Here is a 26,905-nt window from a genome sequence, read left to right as displayed (position 1 = left end):
CCGATTAACACTTCTGTAACATTCACAAAATCGAACTTAAGTATTACTTTTGTGCCTGAATTTAATGGTGCGATTCTGAGTTTTTACGTACAGATTTTAATCTTAAAAACCGTACCAAAGTTTAGACGTTAATTCAACTTGTAATATGAAAAAGGTGAAATACCGCCACTCAACTTCGCGACTGCTCTTAATTGTAGCGTTTTTTCTTTCGTTCTCTGTAACGGGATTTTCTCAGGATTCTACAGATGTCGAGGCCGGTGAGCCAAAGACAGCTGCAGGAAAAGATGATGCATCCGCTTCAGCAGAACTTGGAGATCCGGCAGCCGGTAAAGGTTTGTTTAATTCTTTGTGTGCAGCATGTCATAAACCATACTCAGCTAGTATTGGTCCGGCACTAAACGGAGTGACACTTAGGCATGATAAAGAATGGCTTTATGCATGGATTAAAAATAACGCAGAGCTAAGAGCTTCTGGGGATGCAGATGCAGAGGCGATTTATCAGGAATACAATGGTACTGCAATGCCAGTTTTTCCTCAGTTAAGCAATGAAGATATCGATAATATTCTTGCTTATGTAGAGCAGCCGCAACCAGAAACTTCTACTGCCGCCACTGGTGGAGGAGAAGCTGAAGGCCAGGGTGGATCTGGAGGAGAAGTTTCTGTGAATATCATATTGGGTATTCTGATCTTTGTTTTGATTATGCTGTTGGTTGTTTTGTTCTTAGTGAATAAAACGCTCAATAATTTTGCTGCGGCTAGCGGAGTTTCACTTCCTAAGAAGCCAAAAGGAAAGCCAATTTGGCAATCTTTTGTTGAAAATCAGTTTTTAGTACTTGTTTTTTCAATAGTTGTACTTTTAGGTGTTGGTTATTTCGCTTATGGATTCTTGATGCAGGTTGGAGTGGATCAAGGTTATCAACCAATTCAGCCAATTCACTATTCCCATAGAATTCACGCAGGGGATAATGGAATTGAGTGTAAGTATTGCCACTCTTCAGCAAGAGTTTCTAAGTCTTCAGGAATTCCATCATTGAATGTTTGTATGAATTGTCATAAAGCTATCTCTGAAGTTGCACCTGAAACTGCTACTGAAGATCATTCTAAAGAATTCTATGATGGTGAGATTGCAAAATTATACGATGCTGTAGGATGGGATCCTGCAACTAGAACATACTCGGGAGAAGAGAAGCCAGTTAAATGGGTAAGAATTCATAATCTTCCAGATTTCGTTTATTTTAACCACTCGCAGCACGTTACTGTAGCAGGAGTACAATGTCAGCACTGTCATGGTCCTATTCAGGAAATGGAAGTTGTGCATCAGGAAGCTCCTCTTACTATGGGATGGTGTATAAACTGTCACCGTGAAACGAGTGTTCAGATGGAAGGAAACGAATATTATGAGAAAATCCACGAAGAGCTTTCTAAGAAGTATGGTGTAGAAGAGCTTACTATTGCTGAAATGGGTGGTCTTGAATGTGGTAAATGCCACTATTAATAACTGCGTTAGCAGATATAAATTAAGAAGTAAATATCTAGATATATATGTCATCAAACAAAAAATACTGGAAAAGTGTTGAAGAGCTAAAAGGTAGCTCTGTTGTTGAGACGCTAAAACAAAAAGAATTTGCAGAGGAGATTCCTGTAGAGGATTTTCTTAGTGATGAGGAATCTTTAAGTAATTCAAAAACTTCTAGAAGGGATTTTCTAAAGTATGTTGGGTTTAGTACTGCGGCTGCTTCTCTAGCAGCCTGTGAAGGTCCTGTGGTTAAATCAATTCCTTATGTAGTTCAACCAGAGCGTATAGTTCCTGGGGTAGCTAACTATTATGCTTCTACCATAGCAAACGGATTCGATTTTCAAAGTGTTTTGGTTAAAACCAGAGAGGGTAGACCAATTAAGATTGAAAATAATGATCTTGCGAAAGTAAAAGCTGCGGGTGGTGCTCGTGTTCATGCTTCGGTTCTTTCTTTATATGATAAGAAAAGAGTGAAGCGCCCAATGATCGATGGTAAGAATGTATCTTGGGAGCAATTTGATCGTGAAGTGGGATCTGCTCTTAATTCGGTTTCAGGAGAGATTGTTTTACTTACACAAACTTTTGCTAGCCCTAGTACAACTAAGCTTATTCAGGAATTTAGTGCGAAATATGCTAACGTAAAGCATGTTACTTATGATGCGGTTTCTGAAGACGCAGCGCTTTCAGCCTTTGAAGCTAGATATGGAAGAAGAGCGCTTCCTAATTATGATTTTAGTGAAGCGGAAGCTATAGTTTCTATAGGAGCTGATTTTCTGGGTGATTGGCAAGGCGGAGGTTACGACGTTAGTTATGCTAAAAGTCGTATTCCAAATAATGGAAAAATGTCAAGACACGTACAATTTGAATCAAATCTTTCTTTGGCAGGTGCCAAAGCAGATAAACGTGTACTTGCAAAACCATCAGAGCAAAAGGCTATTTTAGCTGCGCTTTATGGATATATAGTTGGAGGAAATTCTACAAGTGAGCTTTCTTCCAAAATTGATGATGCAGTTGTAAAAGCAGCAAGTCAATTAAGAAAGGCGGGAAGTAAAGGTGTTGTAGTTTCTGGTATTCCAGATGCTGATGCGCAGGCTCTTGTTTTGTCAATTAATGAAGCTTTAGGTAGTTCTATTATGGACACTGATAATGCTCGTTTGACGCGTCAAGGTAATACGGCACAGGTTACTGAACTTGTTAAAAATATGAATTCTGGCAATGTAGGAGCGCTAATGATTGTGGGAACAAACCCTGCTTATAGTCTTCCTAATGCTTCTGAATTTATTGAAGGTATTAAGAATGTAGATTTAACTGTTTCATTTACCATGAAGGAAGACGAAACAGCTAAACTTTGTAAATATATTGCTGCGACCCCTCATTATCTTGAAAGTTGGGGAGATGTTCAGTTTACTGATAAACAATTCAGTTTAATGCAGCCTACCATTAGACCTTTATTTGATACTCGTCAATTTCAAGAGTGTCTTTTAAAATGGTCTGGTAATAGCAACTCTTATCACGATTATATTAAGGAAACATGGTCTGGTAGTTTATCTGGTGGATGGAATCAGGCATTACATGACGGTGTTTTTGAAGGAACCAGCCCTGTTAGTTTACCGGTTTCTGAAGGTTTTGCTCCATCAAACAACGATGCTTCATCATTGAGAAAATTGAATGCATCTGCCCAAGAAAAAGGTGATTTGGAGCTTACGCTTTATACCAAAGTTTCGATGGGAGATGGTGAGCAAGCTAACAACCCTTGGTTGCAAGAACTTCCAGATCCTATAACAAGAACAACTTGGGATAATTATCTGATGATTTCTAAAGCAGATGCAGATAAATTAGATTTGGAGAACGAAATTGTTTCCAACGGAGCTTTAAACGGAAATTATGTAGATATTAGTGTTGGTGATACAACACTTAAGAATGTGCCTGTAATAGTACAGCCAGGTCAAGCAAAAGGTTCTGTTGCCTTAGCCTTAGGCTATGGTAAGAAAGAAGGAATGCAAGAAGAGATGCAAGTAGGTGTAAATGCCTATCCATTATATAAGAATTTTAGTGCTTTCCAAAATGTATCTGTTACTAAAGCTGCAGGAACTCATGAGTTTGCCAGTGTTCAGATGCAAAGTACACTAGCAGGTCGTGATGATATTGTTAAAGAAACTAGTTTATCTGTTCTTACCACAAAATCTAAACATGAATGGAATAGTGTTCCTGAGGTAGATTATAATCATCAGGAGATTCCAGTAAGTGATCAGAAAGCTGATATTTGGAATTCTTTCGATAGATCTATCGGTCATCATTTCAACTTATCTATAGATCTAAATGCATGTACTGGATGTGGCGCTTGTGTTATAGCTTGTCATTCAGAAAACAATGTTCCTGTTGTTGGTAAGGATGAGGTAAGAAAGTTTAGGGATATGCACTGGTTAAGAATAGATAGATACTATTCTGCTGGCGATACTTTTGAAGAAGAACAAGAGAAATTAATAAATCTTCCTGCTTTTGAGACCTACGATACTATAGAAGATCCTTCTTATGATAATCCACAGGTTGCATTTCAGCCTGTAATGTGTCAGCATTGTAACCATGCACCTTGTGAAACTGTTTGTCCAGTTGCAGCAACATCGCATGGTAGACAAGGGCAAAACCAAATGATTTATAATAGATGTGTAGGTACAAGATACTGTGCTAACAACTGTCCTTATAAAGTGCGAAGATTTAACTGGTTTAATTACGCTCAGAACGAGGAATTTGATTATCATATGAATAACGATCTTGGTCGTATGGTATTGAATCCAGATGTTGTAGTACGTTCTCGCGGAGTTATGGAGAAATGTTCTATGTGTATTCAAATGACACAAAAAACAATTCTGGATGCTAAGCGCGAAGGAAGAGAAATCAAAGATGGTGAATTCCGTACAGCTTGTTCAGCAGCGTGTGATACTGGAGCTATTCAGTTTGGAGATGTAAACGATAAGGAATCTAAAGTTGCTAAAATGCAAAATGATGATAGAACTTATCATTTGTTAGAAAGTATCGGTACGAAGCCAAACGTAATGTATCAGGCTAAAATCACTAATACTGCTGAAGCATAATAATTAAGTAATAAGAATCAATTTTTTAGAAATATGTCGTCACATTACGAAGCACCTATAAGAGAACCTCTGGTTACCGGAGAGAAGACTTATCATGATATAAGTGTTGAAGTAGGAGCGCCTGTACTTGGTAGAGCTAATAAATCCTGGTACATAGTATTTACAATTGCCTTAATTGCATTTTTGTGGGGATTAGGTTGTATAATCTATACTGTTTCTACAGGAATCGGAGTATGGGGGTTAAACAAGACCATTGGATGGGCTTGGGATATTACCAACTTCGTTTGGTGGGTAGGTATTGGGCATGCCGGAACTTTGATTTCTGCCGTATTATTGTTATTCCGTCAGAAATGGAGAATGGCAGTTAACCGTTCTGCAGAGGCAATGACAATTTTTGCGGTAGTTCAGGCAGGTTTATTCCCAATTATACACATGGGACGTCCATGGTTGGCATATTGGGTACTTCCAATTCCAAACCAATTTGGTTCCCTATGGGTAAACTTTAATTCACCTTTACTTTGGGATGTATTTGCGATTTCTACATATCTTTCTGTATCTCTTGTATTCTGGTGGACTGGTTTACTTCCTGATTTTGCGATGCTTCGTGATAGAACAACAAATGAGTTTCAGAAAAAAATATACGGAATATTAAGTTTTGGATGGAGTGGTCGTGTTAAAGACTGGCAGCGATTCGAAGAAGTATCTTTGGTATTAGCCGGTTTAGCAACTCCTTTAGTACTTTCGGTACACACCATTGTATCTTTTGACTTTGCGACTTCGGTAGTTCCAGGATGGCACAGTACTATTTTCCCTCCTTACTTCGTAGCAGGGGCGATCTTTTCAGGTTTTGCAATGGTACAAACCTTATTAATCATTATGAGAAAAGTGGTAAATCTTCAGGATTATATTACTGTTCTTCATATTGAATATATGAACAAAGTTATCCTACTTACTGGAGGTATTGTTTCCGTAGCATATATTACTGAATTTTTTATAGGATGGTATTCTGGTACTAGTTACGAGAACTATACTTACTTATCTTTTGGTGCTGCAACAGGACCTTATGCTTGGGCTTTTTGGGCATTGATTATTTGTAACTTTATAGTGCCATTAACCTTATGGTTTAAAAAGCTAAGAAGAAACATTCTTTGGACGTTTATTGTAGCTCTTGTTATTAATATTGGAATGTGGTTTGAGCGTTTTGATATTATTGTGATCGACTTAAGTAAAGGTAGAACCCCATCATCTTGGGCAATGTTTTCTCCTACATTTGTTGATATTGGTGTATTTATTGGTACAATTGGATTCTTCTTTGTTTTGTTCCTATTATATGCAAGAACATTCCCAGTGATCGCTCAGGCAGAAGTTAAGACTATCTTGAAATCATCTGGTGAGTACTATAAGAATCTAAGAGCTAAACATGGTGATGACGTTGCTCATCATGTAGATAATGATCCTACTTCTAAAGAGCCGGCGGCAAATATTGAGGGAAAAGGTAATTTCTTTGGTGATACTTCTACTGAAAAGGAAGCTGGAGAAGGCCATGAGGCAACGGTAAATGCGGATGGATTGGGAATCACTGAAGCTCAAAAAAATCGCCTTGATGTAATGTTAGAAAGGATTGGAACTTTCAATCCCGAAATGCAAAAGGCTGATGATTTGCAAAAACTTGATAATGTTGGGCCGTTGTTGGAGCAACGTTTGCATCAAGTAGGAATATACAAATATGGCCAGGTGGCTAATTTGACGAATGAAGATTATGTTTTGCTTGATGAAGTTATAGAAAGCTTCCCTATTGCTAGTAATCGTAGTGATTGGAATGCTCAGGCAACCGAACTAAAAAATAAATAACCAAGATGGCATCAAAGACAATACACGCTATTTATAATGATGATGATCTGCTTTTACAGGCTGTAAAGCAGGTTCGTGAAGCGCGCTATCACATTGGAGAAGTCTTTACTCCTTTTCCTGTCCACGGTTTGGATAAAGCGATTGGTGAAGCTCCTACAAGACTGGCGATAACTTCTTTTTTATACGGTATTACAGGTTTATCGGTAGCCATTTTGATGATGAATTTTATGATGGTTCAAGATTGGCCTCAGGATATTGGAGGAAAGCCGAGCTTTTCATTTATAACCAATATGCCATCATTTGTGCCAATTATGTTTGAGTTGACGGTATTTTTTGCGGCTCACTTAATGGTAATCACTTTTTATATGAGAAGTAGATTGGCACCTTTTAAAAAAGCTGAAAATCCAGATCCAAGAACAACCGATGATATGTTCTTAATGGAAATCGACGCAACAAATCATAACGTAGACGACCTTACAAAGTTTTTATACGATACGGGTGCTGCAGAAATTAAATTAATTGATAATAAATAGACCAGATGAGAAGTTTATTTCATAAATCTATAGTCTTTATTATAATCGCAGGTTTTTTTACTTCCTGTGCAGATGATAACGATCGTAACTACCAGTATTTTCCTGATATGTATCGACCAGTTCCTTACGAGCCTTATGGGTCATACGATATTTTTGCGAATCAGCAGGAAGCTAAATTGCCGGTAGAAGGAAGCATCTCTAGAGGTTGGATGCCTTATGATTACGAAAATACACCTGAGGGAAGAGAGGATGCTAAAGCAAATTTAAAAAACCCTTTACCTTACACAGAGGATAATTTAACTGAAGGTAAAGCTCTTTATACTGTTTATTGTGCAGTTTGTCATGGTGACAAAGGTGATGGGCAAGGAACTTTGGTAGAAAGAGAAAAAATATTGGGTGTTCCTTCTTATGACGATCCAGGTCGAAGTATTACAGAGGGAAGTGTTTACCACGCAATGTATTATGGTCTTAACAATATGGGGTCTTACGCTGTTCAAACTAGTATAAAAGAGCGTTGGCAAATAGATCATTATGTAATGAGTTTAAAAGATAAGTTAGAAGGAAATCCTGAACGTTCTTTTCAAACCAATACCATAACTCAGGAAAATTCAGAAAATCTTAATCCTGCTGAACCTGCTGATGAGCCTAGTAAAGAGCAAGTCGAAGGGTCAAATGAAGAGGAATCTCAGTCTGAGGAATAATTAATTAGGAATATAGCTTTTAGATCTAGTAATATGTATACGCTTTCTAGTAAATTAAAATTAACTGCAATTATTCTAATAGTTGTTGGTGCCATAGGCTTAGTTTATGGTTTTATTTCTACACCATCCAACCAGGAAGAATTGAAGGAATTAATGGCTTCAGATGCTCACGGCGAACACAGCAGTGATCATGTTGAAGCAACTGCTAATATAGAGGGACATGGTGCTGAAGAAAATCATCACGCCAGTTCTGCTGAAGTTCATGAAAATGAAACAGCTCATGAAACAGAAGCTCACGGAGAAGCTGAGCATGGTGATGAACATATGGAGCATGTGCTTCATCAATTTCAAACCAAACCTTGGTCGGCCGTTTTTGTTTCAGGTTTCTTTTTCTTAATGATTGCATTGGGAGCTCTTGTATTTTATGCTATTCAATACGTCGCGCAGGCAGGTTGGTCTCCGGTATTATTTAGAGTTATTGAAGGTATTACCAATTATATTTTACCAGGTTCGATTATCGTTGTGTTAATTGTACTTTTTGCAGGGGAGCATTTTTATCCTTGGCAAAATCACGAGCTTGTTGAAGAAGATGTGATCTTGCAAGGTAAATCAGGGTATCTTAATTTTCCGTTTTTCGTTATTAGAGCTATAATTTATCTAATAGGATGGAATTTATATAGATTCATTGCAACCAGAAATTCAGTGGCACAAGCTACAGCCAATACCTTAACTCCTTATAAAAAGAATTTTAAGGCTTCGGTATTTTTCCTATTGTTTTTCGTAATTACTGAAACTACGATGGCCTGGGACTGGTTTATGAGTATGACTCCGCATTGGTACAGTACACTTTTCGCATGGTACATATTCGCTAGTATGTTTGTTTCTGCGATTACTGTAATTGCCATGGTAACAATGTTCCTTAAAAAGCTTGGACATTTAAGTTTCGTAAACGATAGTCACTTACACGATTTGGCTAAGTTTATGTTCGCTTTTAGTGTATTTTGGACCTATCTTTGGTTCGGCCAATTCTTATTAATTTGGTATGCAAATATCCCTGAAGAAGTAACTTATTTTATTATTAGAATTGAAGAATATAACTTATTATTCTTTGGAATGATCGTATTGAATTTTATATTCCCTATTCTAATGCTGATAAATACAGATTATAAGCGTATTCCTTGGTTTGTGATGATGGCTGGAGTATTAATTTTAGTAGGACATTATATAGATATTTTCCTATTAGTTATGCCTTCTACTGTTGGACCTTACTGGTCTTTCGGTATTCCTGAAATTGGAAGTATCTTATTCTTCTTAGGCTTGTTTATATTGTTTGTAGGAACTGGTTTAGGTAAAGAATCCTTATATCCAAAGGGTAATCCTTTCCTTAAGGAAAGTGAAAATTACCATTACTAATTAAAAGATTGATTGTTTAAAGAAGACTTTATAAAATGACCGTATTTTTAGTAATCATAGTATTAGCACTTCTTGCTGTGACAGGATGGCAAATTTCAAAAATATTTGAATTGTCAAAAACTCCTGATGCAGATACTTCTCAGGTAGCTAACAATAAGGATAACGAGAACCAGGGAAAACTAATGATTGGTTTTGCAGTTTTTCTTTATCTTTTAATGATATTTTGTTTTTGGAGTTACACAAATGTAACTTTACCAGAAGCTTCATCAGAGCATGGTAGTAAATATGATAACTTAATGTTGATATCTATTCTACTTATCATGTTTGTTCAAATTATAACTCAGGCGTTACTGCATTTCTTTGCGTATAAGTACAGAGGTGCGGCAGGAAAGAAAGCTTTGTTTTATGCAGATAATGATAAGTTGGAATTTATTTGGACTATCATTCCGGTAATTGTGTTAGCAGGATTAATTATATATGGCCTTTTTACTTGGACCGATATTATGAGTGTTAATGAGGATGAAGATCCAATAGTTATCGAGTTATATGCTCAACAATTTAGTTGGACTGCGAGATATGCAGGTGAAGATAATACTCTAGGTGAGGCAAATGTTCGTTTTATAGAAGGAGTAAATACATTAGGGGTTGATAAAGAAGATTCTTATGCTCAGGATGATAAAGTTGTAAGAGAATTACATTTACCGGTCAATAAGCCAGTATTATTTAAGTTAAGATCTCAGGATGTATTGCACTCAGCTTATTTCCCTCATTTTAGAGCACAAATGAATGTTGTTCCTGGTATGATTACTCAGTTTGGTTTTACTCCAACAGTAACTACTGAAGAAATGAGGAATAACGATGATATGATCGATAAAGTAGATCATATAAATGAAATTAGGAAAGATAATGGGGATGATTCTTACGAATTTGATTACTTCTTACTATGTAATAAGATTTGTGGACAAGCCCACTATAACATGCAGATGAAGGTTGTTGTAGAGTCTGAAGCCGAATACGAAGCCTGGTTGGCCGAGCAAGGAACTTTCGAAGAATCAATGTCGCAAGAATAATTATTTTATTAAAGAACTAAAAGTATTATTTAAGATATGTCAGCAGTAGTAAACGCACCAGCTCAGGATCACCACGAAGATCACGGACATCATCATAAACAAACATTTATATCGAAGTATATTTTTAGCTTTGATCATAAAATGGTTGCTAAGCAATTCCTAATTACAGGTCTCTTAATGGGGATCGTTGGAATTGGAATGTCTATTTTATTTAGAATGCAATTAGCATGGCCAGAGGAGTCTTTTGCTATTTTTGAAGCTTTGCTAGGAAAATGGGCTCCAGATGGTGTGATGACACCAAATATTTATCTTGCATTAGTGACCATCCATGGGACTATCATGGTATTCTTTGTACTTACCGCGGGATTAAGTGGTACCTTTAGTAACCTGCTTATTCCGTTGCAAATTGGTGCGAGAGATATGGCTTCTGGTTTTATGAATATGCTTTCATATTGGTTGTTTTTTGTGGCTTGTGTGATTATGTTATGTTCTTTATTTGTAGAGGCAGGACCTGCTTCTTCAGGTTGGACAATATACCCTCCTTTAAGTGCATTACCACAAGCAATTGGTGGTTCTGGTATGGGGATGACACTCTGGTTAGTTTCGATGGCATTATTTATTGCTTCTCAGCTATTAGGAGGTATTAATTATATTGTTACTGTTATTAACTTGCGAACCAAAGGAATGTCTATGACAAGACTTCCATTAACTATTTGGGCGTTCTTCGTAACAGCAATTCTTGGTTTGGTTTCTTTCCCTGTATTACTATCGGCAGCGTTGCTATTAATCATGGATAGAAGTTTTGGAACTTCATTCTTTTTAAGTGATATTTTTATTGAAGGAGAAGTATTAAGCCACCATGGTGGTTCACCGGTTTTATTTGAACATTTATTCTGGTTCTTAGGTCACCCTGAAGTTTACATCGTAATTCTTCCGGCTCTTGGTATAACTTCTGAAGTTGTTGCTACAAACTCTCGTAAACCTATTTTTGGTTATCGTGCGATGATCGCATCTATATTAGCAATTGGTTTCCTTTCAACAATCGTTTGGGGTCACCATATGTTCGTATCGGGTATGAATCCATTTTTAGGATCTGTATTTACCTTTACAACGTTATTGATTGCGATTCCTTCAGCGGTAAAAGCTTTTAACTATATAACAACATTGTGGAAGGGTAACCTTCAAATGAACCCAGGAATGCTTTTCTCAATAGGATTAGTATCCACATTTATTACAGGTGGTCTTACCGGGATTATTCTGGGGGATTCTACATTAGATATTAACGTTCATGATACTTATTTTGTGGTAGCTCACTTCCACCTTGTAATGGGTATTTCAGCATTGTATGGTCTTTTTGCCGGGGTTTATCACTGGTTCCCAAAGATGTTTGGAAGAATGATGAACAAAAATCTTGGTTATATCCACTTCTGGGTAACAGCTGTTGGAGCATACGGGGTTTTCTTCCCAATGCACTTTATAGGAATGGCTGGTCTTCCAAGACGTTATTATACAAATACAGCTTTCCCATATTTCGATGATCTTGCAGATATTAATGTAATTATTACGGTATGTGCGATCATAACTGCTTTGGTTCAGTTGGTATTCATTTACAATTTCTTTAATTCAATGTTCCGCGGTAAGAAAGCGACTATGAACCCTTGGAAATCTAATACTCTAGAATGGACTACACCAGTAGAGCATATCCATGGAAACTGGCCAGGAGAGCTTCCTGTAGTATATCGTTGGGCGTATGATTATAGTAAAACCTATCCTAACGGCGAATACATTATTAAAGGTCAGGATTACGTACCTCAAACGGTACCGATGCAAAAAGATGAAGAAGATTTACATCATTAATAAACTTTTATCTTATATACTCAAAAGCCTTTTCTTTAATGAAGAGGCTTTTTTATTTTATATTTGTTTTGTCTATACTTAGGCTGTATTTAATTTACTTGCTATGAATGAAAATCTTGATGCCAGCGGAGAAAGTTTTTCTTCGGAAGAATTTGATATTGAAAGGGCTTTAAGGCCTCTTAGTTTTGATGATTTTGCTGGGCAGGAACAGGTTTTAGATAATTTAAAAGTATTTGTAGCAGCTGCGAATCTAAGAAATGAAGCTTTAGATCATACCTTATTACATGGTCCTCCCGGATTAGGGAAAACCACCTTGGCTCATATTTTAGCAAACGAATTGAATGTTGGATTGAAAGTTACTTCAGGGCCTGTTTTGGATAAACCTGGAGATTTAGCCGGTCTTTTGACTAATCTTGATGAACGTGATATCCTTTTTATAGACGAAATTCATCGTTTAAGCCCTATTGTTGAAGAGTACTTATATTCAGCAATGGAAGATTACCGCATTGATATTATGATTGAATCTGGGCCAAATGCGCGTACGGTTCAACTTAATTTGAGTCCGTTTACCTTGATTGGTGCCACCACTAGATCTGGATTGCTTACGGCACCAATGAGAGCTCGTTTTGGTATTTCAAGTCGACTTCAATATTATTCAACCGAACTGCTTTCGGATATCGTTCAGCGTAGTGCGCAAATATTAAATGTGCCAATTACTATGGAAGCTGCGATAGAAATTGCAGGTCGTAGCCGTGGAACGCCACGTATAGCCAATGCACTTTTACGCAGAGTTCGTGATTTCGCTCAGATTAAAGGAGATGGTAAAATTGATATTCATATTGCCAAATATGGTTTGAAAGCTTTGAATGTAGATGCGCATGGTTTGGACGAAATGGACAACAAAATTCTAGAAACCATAATCGATAAATTTAAAGGTGGTCCCGTTGGTATAACCACTTTAGCTACTGCGGTAAGTGAAAGTGCTGAGACTATTGAAGAGGTTTACGAGCCTTTTTTGATTCAACAAGGATTTATTTATCGTACACCAAGAGGAAGAGAAGTAACCGAGGCTGCTTATAAGCATATGGGCAGATCGCCAGGCGCTAAGCAAGGAGGTTTATTTTAATAGTTGCAGAAAAAGCTGCAATTTTTGACGTTTTGATTTATGAAGAAGAAAGAAATTCCAGAGGTATCTACGCTAACATTTTTAAAAAATGCAGGTAGCATTGTAAAAAACCCATTGCCTTTTCATCGTGAGAATTTCAAAAAGCATGGTGATATTTTCCGTTTAAATATTGGCCCTAAGAAGTCTGTTATTTTTTGTAGAGATGCCGATTTTGCCCAATATGTACTTCAAAAGAATCAGAAGAATTATATAAAATCTGAAATTCAGACCAAAGATCTTAAGAAATACGTAGGTAATGGTCTGTTAACCGCTAATGGTGAACATTGGCAAAAACAGCGTAAATTAATTCAGCCTGCTTTTCATAAAAAGCATATTGCTAATTTATTGGAAACAATTTTAGAAGCGATAAGAGTGGAATATACAAAGATCGAACTCAATACTTCTTTAGATGTGTTTCCCATATTCAACGATCTAGCTTTCCAAACGGTCGTTAAATCTTTATTTAGTTCAGCGGCCAGTCAGGAACAAATTAATCGTTTACAGTTTGTGACAGAAGCGAACCAAAAAATGCTTGTAAAAGAGCTTCGACAGCCTTATAAAAGTGTTTGGTTCCGCATTAGTGGAGAGCTGAAACATCACTTAAAATTAAGCGAAGAATCGCGACAAATTTTAAAGAAAATCGTAAAAGAACGTCAGGAAAATCCAAAGCGTTACGACGATTTACTCGATATGCTATTGGATGCGCGTTATGATGATGGGCAGCCGATGGATGAGGAACAACTAATCGATGAAATTTTAATTCTTTTTGTCGCCGGCCACGAGACCACTTCAAATTCCTTAAGTTTTACCACGCAACTACTAGCGCAGCATCCAGAAATTCAAGAAAAAGTTTTTGCTGAAGTAAAAGAAGCTTCAGCCAATAGCAAGGGTTTGATGGAATTTCTTCAGCAATGTTCCTATACGCAAAATGTGGTTTTGGAAAGTATGCGTTTATATCCACCGGCATATTTTATGGATCGAGTGAATTTAGAAGAAGATGAATTTAATGGATTCAAATTCGATAAAAACTCGAACCTTTTATTTTCGTTTTATGAGATTCATCGTAGCAAAAAACATTGGGAAAATCCGTTGGATTTTAATCCAGATCGTTTCGCTTCAGAAAAGAATCCCGAAGCGTATTTTCCGTTCGGTGCAGGGCCAAGAAAATGTATAGGTAGTAATTTTGCGATGTACGAGATGATTTTGGCGGTTTCAGAAATGGTTTCAAACTTCAAAATTCTTCCGAAGAAAAAAGACATAGAGATTTTACCTCTTATTACTTTGAAGCCTAAAAATGCTTTTGTAGAATTCCAGAAAAGAGCCTAATGTTTTCAGAAAAGAAGGCAAAATATACCAATCTTATCAAAGAAGAGGCGAAGCGTCTCGGATTTATGTCTTGCGGAATTAGCAAAGCTGAATTTCTAGAGCAAGAAGCACCACGTTTGGAAGAATGGCTTAATAAAAATCGAAATGGGAAAATGTATTACATGGAAAACCATTTTGATAAGCGTCTAGATCCAACAAAACTGGTGGAAGGCTCTAAAAGTGTGATTTCTTTATTGCTGAATTATTATCCTAATCAAACTCAAAATTGCGATTCCTATAAAATCAGTAAATATGCCTACGGAAGAGATTATCACTTTGTGATTAAAGACAAATTGAAATCTTTACTGAAATTTATTCAAGATGAAATTGGTGAAGTTGAAGGACGAGCTTTTGTGGATTCTGCACCGGTTTTAGATAAAGCCTGGGCGGCAAAAAGTGGTTTGGGATGGATTGGGAAGAACTCAAATTTACTTTCTAAAAAAGCCGGTTCTTTTTTCTTTATAGCAGAGTTGATCGTCGATCTGGATTTAGAATACGATACTCCGGTAACCGATCATTGTGGTACCTGTACCGCCTGTATTGATGCCTGTCCTACCGATGCTATTGTAGAGCCTTATAAAGTAGATGGTAGCAAGTGTATTTCTTATTTTACCATCGAGTTAAAAGACGAATTACCGAATAGTTTTAAAAATACTTTTGACGACTGGATGTTTGGTTGCGATATCTGTCAGGATGTTTGCCCTTGGAATCGTTTCTCTAAACCTCATAACGAGCCTTTGTTTGATCCGCATCCCGATTTACTGAAATTCGATAAAAAAGACTGGGAAGAGATCACCAAAGAAACCTTCAACGAAATCTTTCGAAAATCTGCCGTTAAAAGAACCAAATTCGAAGGTTTAAAGCGGAATATTTCTTTTATTAAATATTAAGACCGGAAATTTCTTTTGAACAAAACCTGTAATAAATCAAATGTTGCTGCACTAATCAGGTAAATTATATTTTGAGCAAAGATTTTTATAACCAGTTTATATTGCCTTACGCCGGTATTATTATTAAGATTTGTAGAGCTTATACGGATACTGAAGAAGATTTTCAAGATTACTATCAGGAGGTTTGTCTACAAATTTGGCACAGCCGTGATAATTTTAAAGAAAAATCGAAGTGGTCGACCTGGATCTATAGGATTACACTAAATGTAAATATGAGTTTGCTGAGAAAGCAGAAGAAGCAAAGTTATTCTTCATTGAATGGAAGAGATCTTCAAGAAATTCCTGCTGAAGAAACTTTCTTTCAGGATAAATCTTTGCAACTTCTTTATAAAGCGATACGCCAACTCTCTGAACTAGACCGTGCAATAATATTATTATATCTGCAGGAAAATTCTTATAAAGAAATTGCAGACATCATCGGAACTTCTCCTAATAATATCGGTGTGAAAATCACTCGAATAAAAAAACAACTTAAAAAATTACTTGATGGAAAAATCTATTGAAAATATCTGGAAAGAAGGATTCGAAGCTGAAAAAAAGTTATCGGCACCGGTGGTCTCTAATTTATATCGAAAAAAGTCTTTGTTGGTTGTTAATAAAATCAACAGTACCATGAAACGTGATAATTTAAGCTTAATCCCAATGTTGATAGTATTCTTTGCGGTGTTCGTCTATTTAGATAAAATGATTTTAGGTTGTTATATTGGTTTACTTCTTATCGTTTTATTTTTTCTTAATAGAAGGATATTAAAACGATTTGAAGCCATAGACATAAAATCGAATACCTACACCTATCTTTTAAATTATAGAAATCAAATAAAGCGTAGCATAAGATTTTCTACCTGGATAGTAGGCTTAGGCTTTCCTTTGCTTATCCTGCCTTCTTATTGGATGTTTTTTGAAGGAACCCAGATGATGGAAAGTTTTGAGCAACTTAGTTTTAGCTTTCAATTACTATTAACTTTAGGAATAGCTATTACACTTTCAGTACTATGCGTGGCGATGTATAAATTAGCTAATATAGTTCTTTATGGTAGATTGCTTGCAAACTTAGAAAGTACGCTGGATGATATGGAGCAACTTATGGACTCATGAAAATTATAAAGCTTTGTTATATAGTTTACATTATAAAGCTTTTGACATAATTTGTAAAGAAACCTTACTAACTTTGTAAATAGCTAAAGCCAAAAGTTATGAGCAACAATTCCAGAAAAAGAAGGGAAGCATTAGTTTATCATGCTAAACCTAAACCAGGGAAAATTGAGGTTGTCCCGACAAAAAAATATGCTTCACAGCGCGATCTTTCATTAGCGTATTCGCCTGGAGTAGCAGAACCTTGTCTAGAAATAGAAAAAGATAAAGAAAACGCATATAAATACACGACCAAAGGAAATCTTGTTGCTGTTATTAGTAACGGCACAGCAGTTTTAGGCCTTGGCGATATAGGCCCTGAAGCTTCTAAACCGGTAATGGAAGGAAAAGGTTTACTTTTTAAAATCTTCGCAGATATCGATGTTTTTGATATTGAGGTGGATACTAAAAATGTAGATGCTTTTATCGAAACCGTTAAAAATATAGCGCCTACTTTTGGAGGAATTAATCTTGAAGATATCAAAGCTCCTGAAGCTTTTGAAATTGAAAAAAGATTAAAAGAGGAATTAGATATTCCTGTAATGCACGACGATCAGCACGGTACTGCGATAATCTCAGCAGCAGCATTATTAAATGCCGTAGAGCTTGCCAAGAAAAAAATGTCGAAGGTTAAAATCGTAGTAAGCGGAGCCGGTGCAGCGGCAGTCTCTTGTACGAAGTTATACAAACTTCTTGGAGCTAAGCCAGAAAATATTGTGATGCTGGATAGTAAAGGAGTAATTAGAAAAGATCGTCCTAACCTTTCTGAAGAGAAATTAGAATTTGCCACGGAGCGTGATTTAAATACGTTAGATGATGCGATGAAGGGAGCTGATGTATTCATAGGCCTATCTATTGCAGATATTGTATCCCCAGAAATGTTAGAAAGTATGGCAAAACGACCTATCGTTTTTGCTATGGCGAATCCAAATCCCGAGATCGATTATCAACTAGCCATGGATACTCGTAAAGATGTAATTATGGCCACTGGTCGTAGTGATCATCCTAATCAGGTAAATAATGTTTTAGGATTTCCATTTATTTTCCGCGGTGCTTTAGATGTTAGAGCGACAAAAATTAATGAGGAAATGAAAATGGCTGCCGTAAAAGCTTTAGCAGAATTAGCTAAAGAACCGGTGCCAGAACAGGTAAATATTGCTTACGGCGAAACCCGTTTAAATTTTGGTCCAGACTATATAATACCAAAGCCATTTGATCCAAGACTGATTGCCAAAGTTCCGCCGGCTGTAGCAAAAGCAGCTATGGAAAGCGGTGTAGCTAGGCAGGATATTACAGATTGGCAAAAGTATGAAGATGAGTTGCTAGAGCGAATGGGAAGTGATAATAAGATCACCCGTTTACTTATGCAACGTGCAAAAACAAATCCTAAGCGTGTAATTTTTGCTGAAGCCGATCATTTAGATGTATTAAAAGCTGCTCAGATAGTGCATGACGAAGGGATCGCAATCCCTATTCTTCTTGGCCGTAGAGAGGTGATTAATGAATTAATGCGAGAAATAGATTTTGATGCTGATGTAGAAATCATCGATCCAAAATCTGATGAAGAAAAGGACAAGCTTCAAAAATATGCTGAAGCTTATTTTGATACTAGAAATAGAAAAGGGGTAACGCTTTATGATGCGCAACGATTAATGCGCGAGCGTAATTATTTCGCTGCAATGATGGTAAATGTAGGCGATGCCGATGCTTTACTTTCAGGATATTCCAGAGCTTATCCAACGGTGGTAAAACCAATGCTTCAGTTAATAGGAATGGCGAAAGGTGTTTCTAGAGTTGCAGCAACAAACGTTATGAATACCAGTAGAGGTCCTGTTTTTATTAGTGATACATCTATTAACATAGATCCTTCAGCTAAAGATTTGGCTAAGATTGCTCAATTAACCGCAAGAACGGTGAAATTATTTGGAATGGATCCCGTTATGGCGATGTTGTCTTACGCGAATTTTGGATCCTCAGATCATCCACAAGCAAGAAAGGTAAAAGATGCAGTGTCTTACTTACATCGTTATCATCCAGATTTATTGGTAGATGGGGAACTTCAATCAGATTTTGCATTGAATAAGGAAATGCTTCAAAGTAAATTTCCGTTTTCTAAATTGGCAGGGAAAAAAGTTAACACACTAATTTATCCAAACTTGGATTCAGCAAATAGTGCTTATAAACTTATCAAAGAGCTTAATAATACCGATTCTATTGGGCCGATTATGATGGGAATGAAAAAACCCGTTCACGTTCTTCAGCTAGGTGCTAGTGTAGAAGAAATGGTTAATATGGCTGCTGTTGCTGTAGTTGATGCACAGGAGAAAGAAAAAGCTGAAAAGGCTAAAAAATAGTTTTAACATAAAGATGATTTAAGGGGAAAGACTTGCGTTTTTCCCCTTATTTTATTTTAGTACATTTGCGGCTTTAACTTTCGGTTACCGTATGATTCATCACTTAAAGGGCAAACTGGTAGAGAAGAATCCTACCCATGTTGTCGTAGATTGTAATGGCGTTGGTTATTTTGTCCATATCTCGCTGCATACATTTTCTAAAATACAAGACGAAGAGAATATTTCCCTTTTTACTCATTTACAGGTGAAAGAGGATTCTCACACCTTATTTGGCTTTCATGAAAAATCTGAAAGAGAAATCTTTAGGCTTCTTATTTCCGTAAGTGGTATAGGGGCTAATACTGCTCGATCTATGCTTTCGTCTTTAGAGCCTGTACAGATAAGAGATGCTATAGCATCTGGCGACGTAGCAACTATCCAGAGTATAAAAGGGATAGGCGCCAAAACGGCACAACGGGTTATTTTAGACCTAAAAGATAAGATTGTTAAAATATTTGGTATTGATGAGGTTTTTGTAGAACAAAGCAATACAAATAAAGAAGAAGCGTTATCTGCTTTAGAGACTTTGGGTTATGCTCGTAAGCAGGCAGATAAGGTTCTAAATAAGCTAATTAAAGAGCAGGAAGATCCAACGGTAGAAACTCTGATTAAATTAGCATTAAAAAACTTGTAGAGACATTGAGAAACAATTACCTAAGGTTTTTCACATCGATGCGTTTCCCTTCGCTGCTAGTAGTGTTGTTGCTTTTAATTACTTCTAATTTATCTGCACAGCAGGAGGAAGAGGAAGAAACGCAACAGGATACCACACAAACATTTTCGTTTGGCACTATTTCTATGCCAGATCCCAGCGCTATACAATCTAAGTATGAGTATGATCCTGCTTTAGATTTATATTTTTACAAAAAGAGCCTGGGAGAAACAAATATTGGTTTGCCATTAGTTCTTTCTCCAAAAGAATATCAAGAACTGGTTATTAAGGAAGAAATGCAACAATATTTCAGGCTTAAAAACCAGGCATTATCTGGTAGAAGTGATAATGTTGAAGAGTTGCAACAGGATTTATTACCAGATTTTTATGTGAATTCAGATTTCTTCCAAAGTATATTTGGGGGTACAAATATTGATATTGCTCCACAAGGTTCAGTAGCGGTAGATCTTGGTGGATTATATACAAAACAGGATAATCCCGCTTTTTCGCCAAGAAACAGATCTAACTTTACATTCGATTTTGATCAGAGAATTCAGTTGTCGCTATTGGGGCAGGTAGGTACTCGATTGGGAATTGTAGCTAATTTTGATACCGAGTCTACCTTCGATTTTCAGAATCAATTAAAACTGGAATACACGCCCAGCGAAGATGATATTGTTCAAAAGATTGAAGTAGGTAACGTAAATATGCCGCTTAATAATACCCTTATTCAAGGCGCACAAAGCTTGTTTGGTTTTAAAACACAACTTCAATTTGGAAAAACCAAAATAACAGGTGTTTTTTCAGAGCAGAATTCAGAGAGGCGAACGGTAAACGTAGAAGGAGGTGCAGCAGTAGAGAATTATGAAAAATTTGCTTTAGATTATGATGAAAATCGGCATTTTTTCTTAGCGCATTATTTTAGAGATAATTACAATAATTCGGTTAAGAATTATCCATTTGTAAGTAGCGGAATTCAGATTAAAAGAATTCAAGTTTGGATTACCAATAGAACCAATAATGTACAGAATCTTACCGATACCAGAAATATTGTCGCTATTCAGGACATTGGAGAAAGTCCGGTGGATGGTAATATTGGTTTAAATGTAGCTCCTTCAGGCTTTTTTAATCAACCTGCTGGCGCTTATCCCGATAATGAAAATAACGATTTTAATCCCTTCGGAATAAATGGTGGAGCCCAGTCTGTTTTAAATTCGGCCATTCGTGATATTTCAACCGTAGAAAGTGGTTTTGGAAATGTTCAGGTTTCAGAAGGAATAGATTATGTGAAGTTGGAAAATGCACGGCAGTTGAATCCTGGCGAGTATACATTAAATCAGGATTTGGGATATATTACTTTAAACCAAAGACTAAATAATGATGAGGTTTTAGCGGTAGCATTTCAGTATACGGTAAACGGGCAGGTATTTCAGGTTGGTGAATTTGCGAATGATGGAGTAAATGCGACGGGAGATGAGTCACAACAACAGCAAGGACAAAACGATGCCAGGATAAGCCAAAATTTAGTGGTGAAAATGCTTAAAAGTACCATCACAAATGTGAACGAGCCGGTTTGGGATTTGATGATGAAAAACATTTATAGCCTGGGAGCTTATGATTTGGATCCTTCAGATTTTAGATTAAATATTTTATATACCGATCCTCAGCCCTTAAATTATATTAAACAAGCTGAAAATTCTTCAGTTCCGCTGCCAGAGGATGTCGTTGAAACACCACTTTTACGTGTTTTCAATTTAGATAATCTGAATACCAATAATGATCCAATAAATGGCGGGGATGGATTTTTTGATTTTGTACCCGGTTTTACAGTAGATGTCCAAAATGGACTGGTAATTTTTACCTCTGTTGAACCGTTTGGTGAATATTTATTTGAAAAGTTATATAATACGCCAAATAATAATCAGGAAATTTACTCAGAACCTTCTACCTGGAATGGCAATCAGAATAAGTATGTTTTCAGGTCACTTTATCGCACTACTAAAACGCAGGCAGAACAAGAAGATGCAGATAAAAATAAATTTCAGTTAAAAGGACGTTACAAATCGGCAAATTTTGAAGGTATTCCAATAGGTTATAATGTTCCTCAAGGTTCGGTTACGGTTACAGCTGGTGGTAGATTACTGCAAGAGGGTGTGGATTATGTAGTGAATTACGATTTGGGAAGAGTACAGATTTTGGACGAAGCACTTTTAGCTTCAGATACGCCAATTCAGGTAAATACTGAAAGTAATGCGTTATTTGGGCAACAATCCAAAAGATTTACCGGTATAAATGTAGAACATCAGTTTAGTGAAGATTTGATCTTTTCAGGTACATTTTTAAATCTTAGGGAACGCCCATTAACGCAAAAGGCAAACTATAGTTACGAGCCCATTAACAATACGATTTTGGGCTTCAATTTCAATTATACCAAAGAGGTTCCTTTTCTCACAAGATTAGTGAATAAATTGCCAAATATTGATACCGATGTAAAATCGAATGTGTCGGTAAGAGGCGAATTTGCCTATTTGCTCCCAGGGGCGCCAGCAGTTAATGATTTTGATGGTAAAGCAACAACATATATAGATGATTTTGAAGCTGCTCAAACTTCCATAGATATCAGTACACCCCTTAGTTGGGAGCTTTCTAGTGTGCCAATTGGTTTTGGGGGAGAATTGGCAAATGGCGATTTAAGTGTTGGCGATCGCAGGGCAAAACTTGCTTGGTACTCTATCGATCCGATCTTTTATAGTAGTCAGCGTCCTAGTGATATTTCAGATGCAGATCTTAGTAGTTATGCAACACGTAGGGTAACTGTAGATGAGATTTTTCCTAATACAGATGTAATCCAGGGGCAGGCTCAGGTTATTTACACCATGGATGTGGCTTATAATCCACAAGAGCGAGGACCGTATAATTACAATCCTGCTGCTGCTGGAGGGAACACAATCCCTAACCCCTCAGGTAATTTTGGGGGAATGATGCGCGGTATTAATACTACTAATTTTGAACAATCTAATGTAGAATATATTCAGTTTTGGGTGATGGACCCATTTTTATACCAGGACAATCCTGATAATGTAAATAACGACGGTACGATTGTATTTAATTTAGGGAATATTAGTGAAGATGTTTTAAAAGATGGTAGGAAACAGTACGAAAATGGATTGCCGGTAGATGGCTCAGATTTAAATACTATAGAAACTACTTATGGTAGAGTTCCTTCAGATCAATCACTGGTTTATGCTTTCAGTTCGGAAGGAGAAGCTAGAGAAAATCAAGATGTGGGTTATGATGGTTTGGATGATATTCAGGAAGCTTTAAAATTCCCAGATTTTGGTAATCTTCCCGATCCTTCAGCAGATAATTACGAATATTTTTTAAGTGTAGATGGTGGCATTAGAGAGCGATATAAAAATTACAATGGTGTAGATGGAAACTCTCCAGACAATTCAGGAGCAAACGATCGCGGGAATACTACTTTGCCAACTACAGAAGATGTTAATCGTGATAATACCATGAATACGATTGACAGTTATTTTCAATACGAAGTTCCTTTTTTTAACGGAATGAATAGCGAGAATAATGAATATATCTCTGATACCAAAGAGCTAAGTGTAACGCTTTTAAATGGCCAAACCCAGCAGGTAAGATGGGTGCAATTTAAAGTGCCAATTTACGAGCCTACAGATGCTATCGGGGGAATAGCAGATTATCGTTCTATCCGATTTATGAGAATGTTTCTTACTGAATTTGAAAAACCAACTTTATTACGTTTTGGAACGATGGAATTGGTGCGTGGAGATTATCGTCGCTACAATGGTAATTTAGATGAAGAAAGTAATTTACCACAAGATTCTAATGTGCTTTTTGAAGTTACCGCAGTAAATATTGAAGAAAACGAGAACCGAGAGCCAATTCCGTATGTTTTGCCTCCGGGTGTAGTAAGAGAAGAACTGTATCAAAATAACACTAATATTAGACAAAATGAGCAGTCTCTATCTATGAGTGTTTGCGGATTACAACCTCAGGATGCTCGTGCTGTTTATAAAAATTTCCAGATAGATATGCGTCAGTATAAAAATTTGGAAATGTTCTTGCACGCTGAAGCTTTACAGGGCCAAACACCGCCATTGGATGGCGAGTTGGTTGCGTTTTTAAGAATAGGAACCGATTTTACTGATAATTTTTATCAAATTGAAATTCCGTTATCTATTACTCAGGCCGGTAGTGTGAATCCTACAGAAATTTGGCCAGAATTAAATAGGTTAAATCTTCCGTTAGAATTACTGCAACAAGTAAAAACTGCAGTTTTGGGAGATCCGGCTTACAATACTACTCGTCTTAATTTCTTTGATGAAAATTTAGAGCCTCGAAATCCTGAAGATGCGTACGAAGCAGGAAGGTTAAGAATTGGTGTAAAAGGAAATCCGAGTTTTGGAAATGTAAGGTTAATAATGCTCGGAGTAAAGAACGGTGCAGATCGTAAAAGTTTGCAGGATATATGTGGGGAAGTTTGGTTTAATGAATTAAGACTTTCAGATTTGGATAACGAAGGTGGATGGGCCGGAGTTTTAAATATCGATACCAATTTGGCCGATTTTGCAACATTTTCTGCAACGGGAAGAAAAAGTACTGTTGGTTTTGGAACTTTAGATCAAGGGCCTAATCAGCGAAGCAGGGAAGATGCAGAGCAATATGATTTTGTAACCAATCTTAATATGGGGCAATTGCTGCCGCAAAATTGGGGGCTCAAAATTCCGGTTAACTATAGTAGGGGAGAAGAGCTGATTACGCCAAAATACGATCAGGAATTTTTAGATATCGAGTTAGATAATAGGCTTGCAGCTATAACTAATCCTGAAGAACGAGATCGCGTTAAAAAGCAATCGCAAACTTATACCAAGCGTGAGAGTATAAACCTTATAGGTTTAAGAAAAGAACGTACAGGAGAATCTAAACCACAGCCTTACGACGTGGAGAATTTTGCTTTTTCGGGTTCTTATAATCAGGTTGATTATCGTGATTTTGAAATTGAAGAATCTTTAGATCAAAATGTAAGAACGGGTGCTACGTATCAATTCAATTTTGCGCCTAAAAAAGTAGAGCCTTTCAAAAATATTACGGCTTTAGATAGTAGTGATTATTTCTCGTTGATTAAAGATTTCAATTTAAACCTCTTGCCTACCAATATAAATGCCAGTGCAAATTATCTTAGGCAGTATACACAGCAACAATTTAGATCTTTGGAATTGAGTGATAATGATATTGGCATCCCTACGCTTTATCAAAGAAATTATTTATTTGATTGGGAATATGGGATTAATTATAATCTAACCGAAGCTTTAAATTTCAGTTTTAATGCATCTAACAACAGGATTGTAAGAAATTATATCGACGAAGAGGGAAATGCCGATAATACGATTGGAATTTGGGATGACTATTTTAATGTAGGAGAACCTAACTTCCATTATCAAACGCTTCAACTTAATTATGAGGTTCCGCTCAATAAAATACCAGTTTTTGAATTTTTAAAGACGTCTTATTCGTATACCGGAGACTTCCAGTGGCAAAGAGGGTCGCGTATCTTACAAAATTTGGATGGTGTTCCTGATATTGGTAATTCTGTTCAGAATTCAAATTCGCATCAAATAACTGCAAATATGGATTTGCAGAAACTTTATAACTACGTAGGGCTTCGTAAGAAAGATGCTAAAAAAGGAACTTCTATCGCAGAGCGTAGTTTGGGAGTGCCTACGCTGCAGCCGCCAGGTGCTAATGAAAAACCAGCGCGTTCCAGTAAAAGTGCTTCGGGTAATAAAGCTTTAAATACGCTTATTGATGTCGTAACAGCTGTAAAGCGACTTCAGGTTAATTATCGAAATAATCAAGGAACTTTCTTGCCGGGTTATACTCGTAGTATAGGATTTATGGGATCTTTAAAACCTTCCGCAGGATTTACTTTTGGGATGCAGGATGAAATTCGCTACGAAGCTGCAAGGAGAGGTTGGTTAACTTTATATCAAAATTTTAATCAGCAGTTTACAACCATAGAAAATGAAGAATTAAGTGCGCAAGCGTCAGTAGACCTTTTGCCAGATTTAACTATAGAGCTTACAGGAAAGAAATTGTATTCTGAAACCTTTTCTGAAAATTTTCAGGTAGATCCACAAAGCTTAGAATATCAATCTTTAACGCCATACACTTTTGGTAACTTCAATATTTCAACGATTTTAATAAAAACTGCCTTTAAGCAAAGTGACGAGCAGTCTTCAGAAACTTTCCAGAAATTTAGAGAAAATCGATTGGAAGTTGCAAGAAGACTCGCTGTAGAAAAAGGTTTAGATCCTAATAATGTAGATGAATCGGGATATCCTGTAGGTCTGGGGAAAACCAATCAGGCAGTATTGTTGCCTGCTTTCATTTCGGCATACTCCGGAACTTCCGCAGAAAATGTAAAGCTTGGTGCTTTTAGAGATGTGCCATTACCTAACTGGAATCTTAAGTATACTGGATTAATGCGTTTGGAATGGTTTAAAAGAAGTTTTAGACGATTCTCACTTAGCCATGGTTATAAATCCAATTATACCATCAACCAATTTCAAACCAATTTGGATTATGATGAGGAGAATCCTTTTGATACCAATCAGGCCGGAGATTTTAAAAATAGAACTTTATTTTCGAATATTGTACTTTCAGAATTATTTACACCGCTCCTGCAAGTTGATCTTGAAACAAGTAATAACATCCAGTTTTTAGGAAGGTTAGAAAAAGATCGACAACTTTCCTTAAGTTTTGATAATAATATTCTAACAGAGATTACCGGAAATCAATATACCTTGGGAATGGGGTATCGTTTAAAGGATATGAAAATTGTTACAGCACTTGGTGGTCGTCGCCGGGTTTTAAGTAGCGATTTAAATTTTAAAGCAGACGTTTCTTATAGAAGAAATAAAACTATTGTGCGTTATTTAGATTTATTGAATAATCAGGTAATTGCCGGGCAGGACATTTGGTCGATCAATTTTGTGACCGATTATGCGATTACAAAGAATTTAACGGCTTTATTTTATTATGAGCATACATTCTCTGAGTATGCAGTTTCTACGGCTTTTCCGCAAACTACAATACGCTCAGGGATAACATTACGATATAATTTCGGAAATTAGTGTTTGCCTATTTGAACAATTACCCGAAAAAATTAACTTTGTCGCTA

General features: G+C 36.7%; 16 protein-coding genes. All 16 read left to right on the top strand.

What is annotated here, in order from left to right; all coding sequences use genetic code 11:
- Positions 1–145: 145 nt before the first annotated feature.
- Positions 146–1,495, top strand: a complete 1,350-nt coding sequence (locus tag PBT89_RS15090; RefSeq protein ID WP_270062561.1) for a c-type cytochrome — start codon at positions 146–148, stop codon at positions 1,493–1,495.
- Between the two features lie 47 nt (positions 1,496–1,542).
- On the top strand, positions 1,543–4,608 hold the full coding sequence (locus PBT89_RS15085) for a TAT-variant-translocated molybdopterin oxidoreductase (RefSeq protein WP_270062560.1): 3,066 nt from the start codon (positions 1,543–1,545) through the stop codon (positions 4,606–4,608).
- A 33-nt stretch (positions 4,609–4,641) separates the two neighbouring features.
- Positions 4,642–6,459, top strand: a complete 1,818-nt coding sequence (gene nrfD, locus PBT89_RS15080; protein ID WP_270062559.1) for an NrfD/PsrC family molybdoenzyme membrane anchor subunit — start codon at positions 4,642–4,644, stop codon at positions 6,457–6,459.
- Positions 6,460–6,464: 5 nt separating this feature from the next.
- Positions 6,465–6,992, top strand: coding sequence for a DUF3341 domain-containing protein (locus PBT89_RS15075; protein ID WP_270060093.1), 528 nt, complete (start codon positions 6,465–6,467; stop codon positions 6,990–6,992).
- Between the two features lie 5 nt (positions 6,993–6,997).
- Complete coding sequence (locus PBT89_RS15070) at positions 6,998–7,693, top strand: c-type cytochrome (protein ID WP_270060094.1); 696 nt, start codon at positions 6,998–7,000, stop codon at positions 7,691–7,693.
- 33 nt (positions 7,694–7,726) lie between these two features.
- Positions 7,727–9,106: a quinol:cytochrome C oxidoreductase gene (locus PBT89_RS15065; RefSeq protein WP_270060095.1), complete on the top strand. Its 1,380-nt coding sequence runs from the start codon at positions 7,727–7,729 to the stop codon at positions 9,104–9,106.
- 35 nt (positions 9,107–9,141) lie between these two features.
- Positions 9,142–10,176: a cytochrome c oxidase subunit II gene (locus PBT89_RS15060; protein ID WP_270060096.1), complete on the top strand. Its 1,035-nt coding sequence runs from the start codon at positions 9,142–9,144 to the stop codon at positions 10,174–10,176.
- Between the two features lie 36 nt (positions 10,177–10,212).
- Positions 10,213–12,033 carry a cytochrome c oxidase subunit I gene (locus PBT89_RS15055; protein WP_270060097.1) on the top strand — a complete coding sequence of 607 codons (1,821 nt, stop codon included), beginning with the start codon at positions 10,213–10,215 and terminating at the stop codon, positions 12,031–12,033.
- A 103-nt stretch (positions 12,034–12,136) separates the two neighbouring features.
- A complete protein-coding gene (gene ruvB / locus PBT89_RS15050; RefSeq protein ID WP_270060098.1) occupies positions 12,137–13,159 on the top strand; it encodes a Holliday junction branch migration DNA helicase RuvB in 1,023 nt (340 codons plus the stop codon).
- 39 nt (positions 13,160–13,198) lie between these two features.
- On the top strand, positions 13,199–14,524 hold the full coding sequence (locus tag PBT89_RS15045; RefSeq protein ID WP_270062558.1) for a cytochrome P450: 1,326 nt from the start codon (positions 13,199–13,201) through the stop codon (positions 14,522–14,524).
- Positions 14,524–15,453 carry a tRNA epoxyqueuosine(34) reductase QueG gene (queG, locus tag PBT89_RS15040; RefSeq protein ID WP_270062557.1) on the top strand — a complete coding sequence of 310 codons (930 nt, stop codon included), beginning with the start codon at positions 14,524–14,526 and terminating at the stop codon, positions 15,451–15,453. The genes PBT89_RS15045 and queG overlap by 1 nt, the downstream gene beginning before the upstream one ends.
- A gap of 71 nt (positions 15,454–15,524) precedes the next feature.
- On the top strand, positions 15,525–16,016 hold the full coding sequence (locus PBT89_RS15035) for an RNA polymerase sigma factor (RefSeq protein ID WP_270062556.1): 492 nt from the start codon (positions 15,525–15,527) through the stop codon (positions 16,014–16,016).
- Positions 16,000–16,608, top strand: coding sequence for a hypothetical protein (locus PBT89_RS15030; protein WP_270062555.1), 609 nt, complete (start codon positions 16,000–16,002; stop codon positions 16,606–16,608). The genes PBT89_RS15035 and PBT89_RS15030 overlap by 17 nt, the downstream gene beginning before the upstream one ends.
- A gap of 98 nt (positions 16,609–16,706) precedes the next feature.
- Entirely contained in the window at positions 16,707–18,998 is a 2,292-nt protein-coding gene (locus PBT89_RS15025) for an NADP-dependent malic enzyme (protein WP_270062554.1), read from the top strand.
- A gap of 91 nt (positions 18,999–19,089) precedes the next feature.
- Positions 19,090–19,671, top strand: coding sequence for a Holliday junction branch migration protein RuvA (gene ruvA / locus PBT89_RS15020; RefSeq protein WP_270062553.1), 582 nt, complete (start codon positions 19,090–19,092; stop codon positions 19,669–19,671).
- A gap of 38 nt (positions 19,672–19,709) precedes the next feature.
- The gene (gene sov, locus PBT89_RS15015) at positions 19,710–26,858 is read left to right on the top strand and encodes a T9SS outer membrane translocon Sov/SprA (protein WP_270064276.1); all 7,149 of its coding nucleotides are present in this window, start codon (positions 19,710–19,712) and stop codon (positions 26,856–26,858) included.
- Positions 26,859–26,905: the final 47 nt, after the last annotated feature.

This window comes from Zunongwangia sp. HRR-M8, from assembly GCF_027594405.1.
GTDB lineage: Bacteria > Bacteroidota > Bacteroidia > Flavobacteriales > Flavobacteriaceae > Zunongwangia.
This window is presented reverse-complemented; position numbering and strand designations above follow the sequence as displayed.

What these genes read in the sequence shown, in the direction of transcription:
- PBT89_RS15090 (WP_270062561.1), top strand. Translation starts at nt 146, where the DNA reads ATGAAAAAGGTGAAATACCGCCACTCAACTTCGCGACTGCTCTTAATT.
- PBT89_RS15085 (WP_270062560.1), top strand. Translation starts at nt 1,543, where the DNA reads ATGTCATCAAACAAAAAATACTGGAAAAGTGTTGAAGAGCTAAAAGGT.
- nrfD (WP_270062559.1), top strand. Translation starts at nt 4,642, where the DNA reads ATGTCGTCACATTACGAAGCACCTATAAGAGAACCTCTGGTTACCGGA.
- PBT89_RS15075 (WP_270060093.1), top strand. Translation starts at nt 6,465, where the DNA reads ATGGCATCAAAGACAATACACGCTATTTATAATGATGATGATCTGCTT.
- PBT89_RS15070 (WP_270060094.1), top strand. Translation starts at nt 6,998, where the DNA reads ATGAGAAGTTTATTTCATAAATCTATAGTCTTTATTATAATCGCAGGT.
- PBT89_RS15065 (WP_270060095.1), top strand. Translation starts at nt 7,727, where the DNA reads ATGTATACGCTTTCTAGTAAATTAAAATTAACTGCAATTATTCTAATA.
- PBT89_RS15060 (WP_270060096.1), top strand. Translation starts at nt 9,142, where the DNA reads ATGACCGTATTTTTAGTAATCATAGTATTAGCACTTCTTGCTGTGACA.
- PBT89_RS15055 (WP_270060097.1), top strand. Translation starts at nt 10,213, where the DNA reads ATGTCAGCAGTAGTAAACGCACCAGCTCAGGATCACCACGAAGATCAC.
- ruvB (WP_270060098.1), top strand. Translation starts at nt 12,137, where the DNA reads ATGAATGAAAATCTTGATGCCAGCGGAGAAAGTTTTTCTTCGGAAGAA.
- PBT89_RS15045 (WP_270062558.1), top strand. Translation starts at nt 13,199, where the DNA reads ATGAAGAAGAAAGAAATTCCAGAGGTATCTACGCTAACATTTTTAAAA.
- queG (WP_270062557.1), top strand. Translation starts at nt 14,524, where the DNA reads ATGTTTTCAGAAAAGAAGGCAAAATATACCAATCTTATCAAAGAAGAG.
- PBT89_RS15030 (WP_270062555.1), top strand. Translation starts at nt 16,000, where the DNA reads ATGGAAAAATCTATTGAAAATATCTGGAAAGAAGGATTCGAAGCTGAA.
- PBT89_RS15025 (WP_270062554.1), top strand. Translation starts at nt 16,707, where the DNA reads ATGAGCAACAATTCCAGAAAAAGAAGGGAAGCATTAGTTTATCATGCT.
- ruvA (WP_270062553.1), top strand. Translation starts at nt 19,090, where the DNA reads ATGATTCATCACTTAAAGGGCAAACTGGTAGAGAAGAATCCTACCCAT.
- sov (WP_270064276.1), top strand. Translation starts at nt 19,710, where the DNA reads ATGCGTTTCCCTTCGCTGCTAGTAGTGTTGTTGCTTTTAATTACTTCT.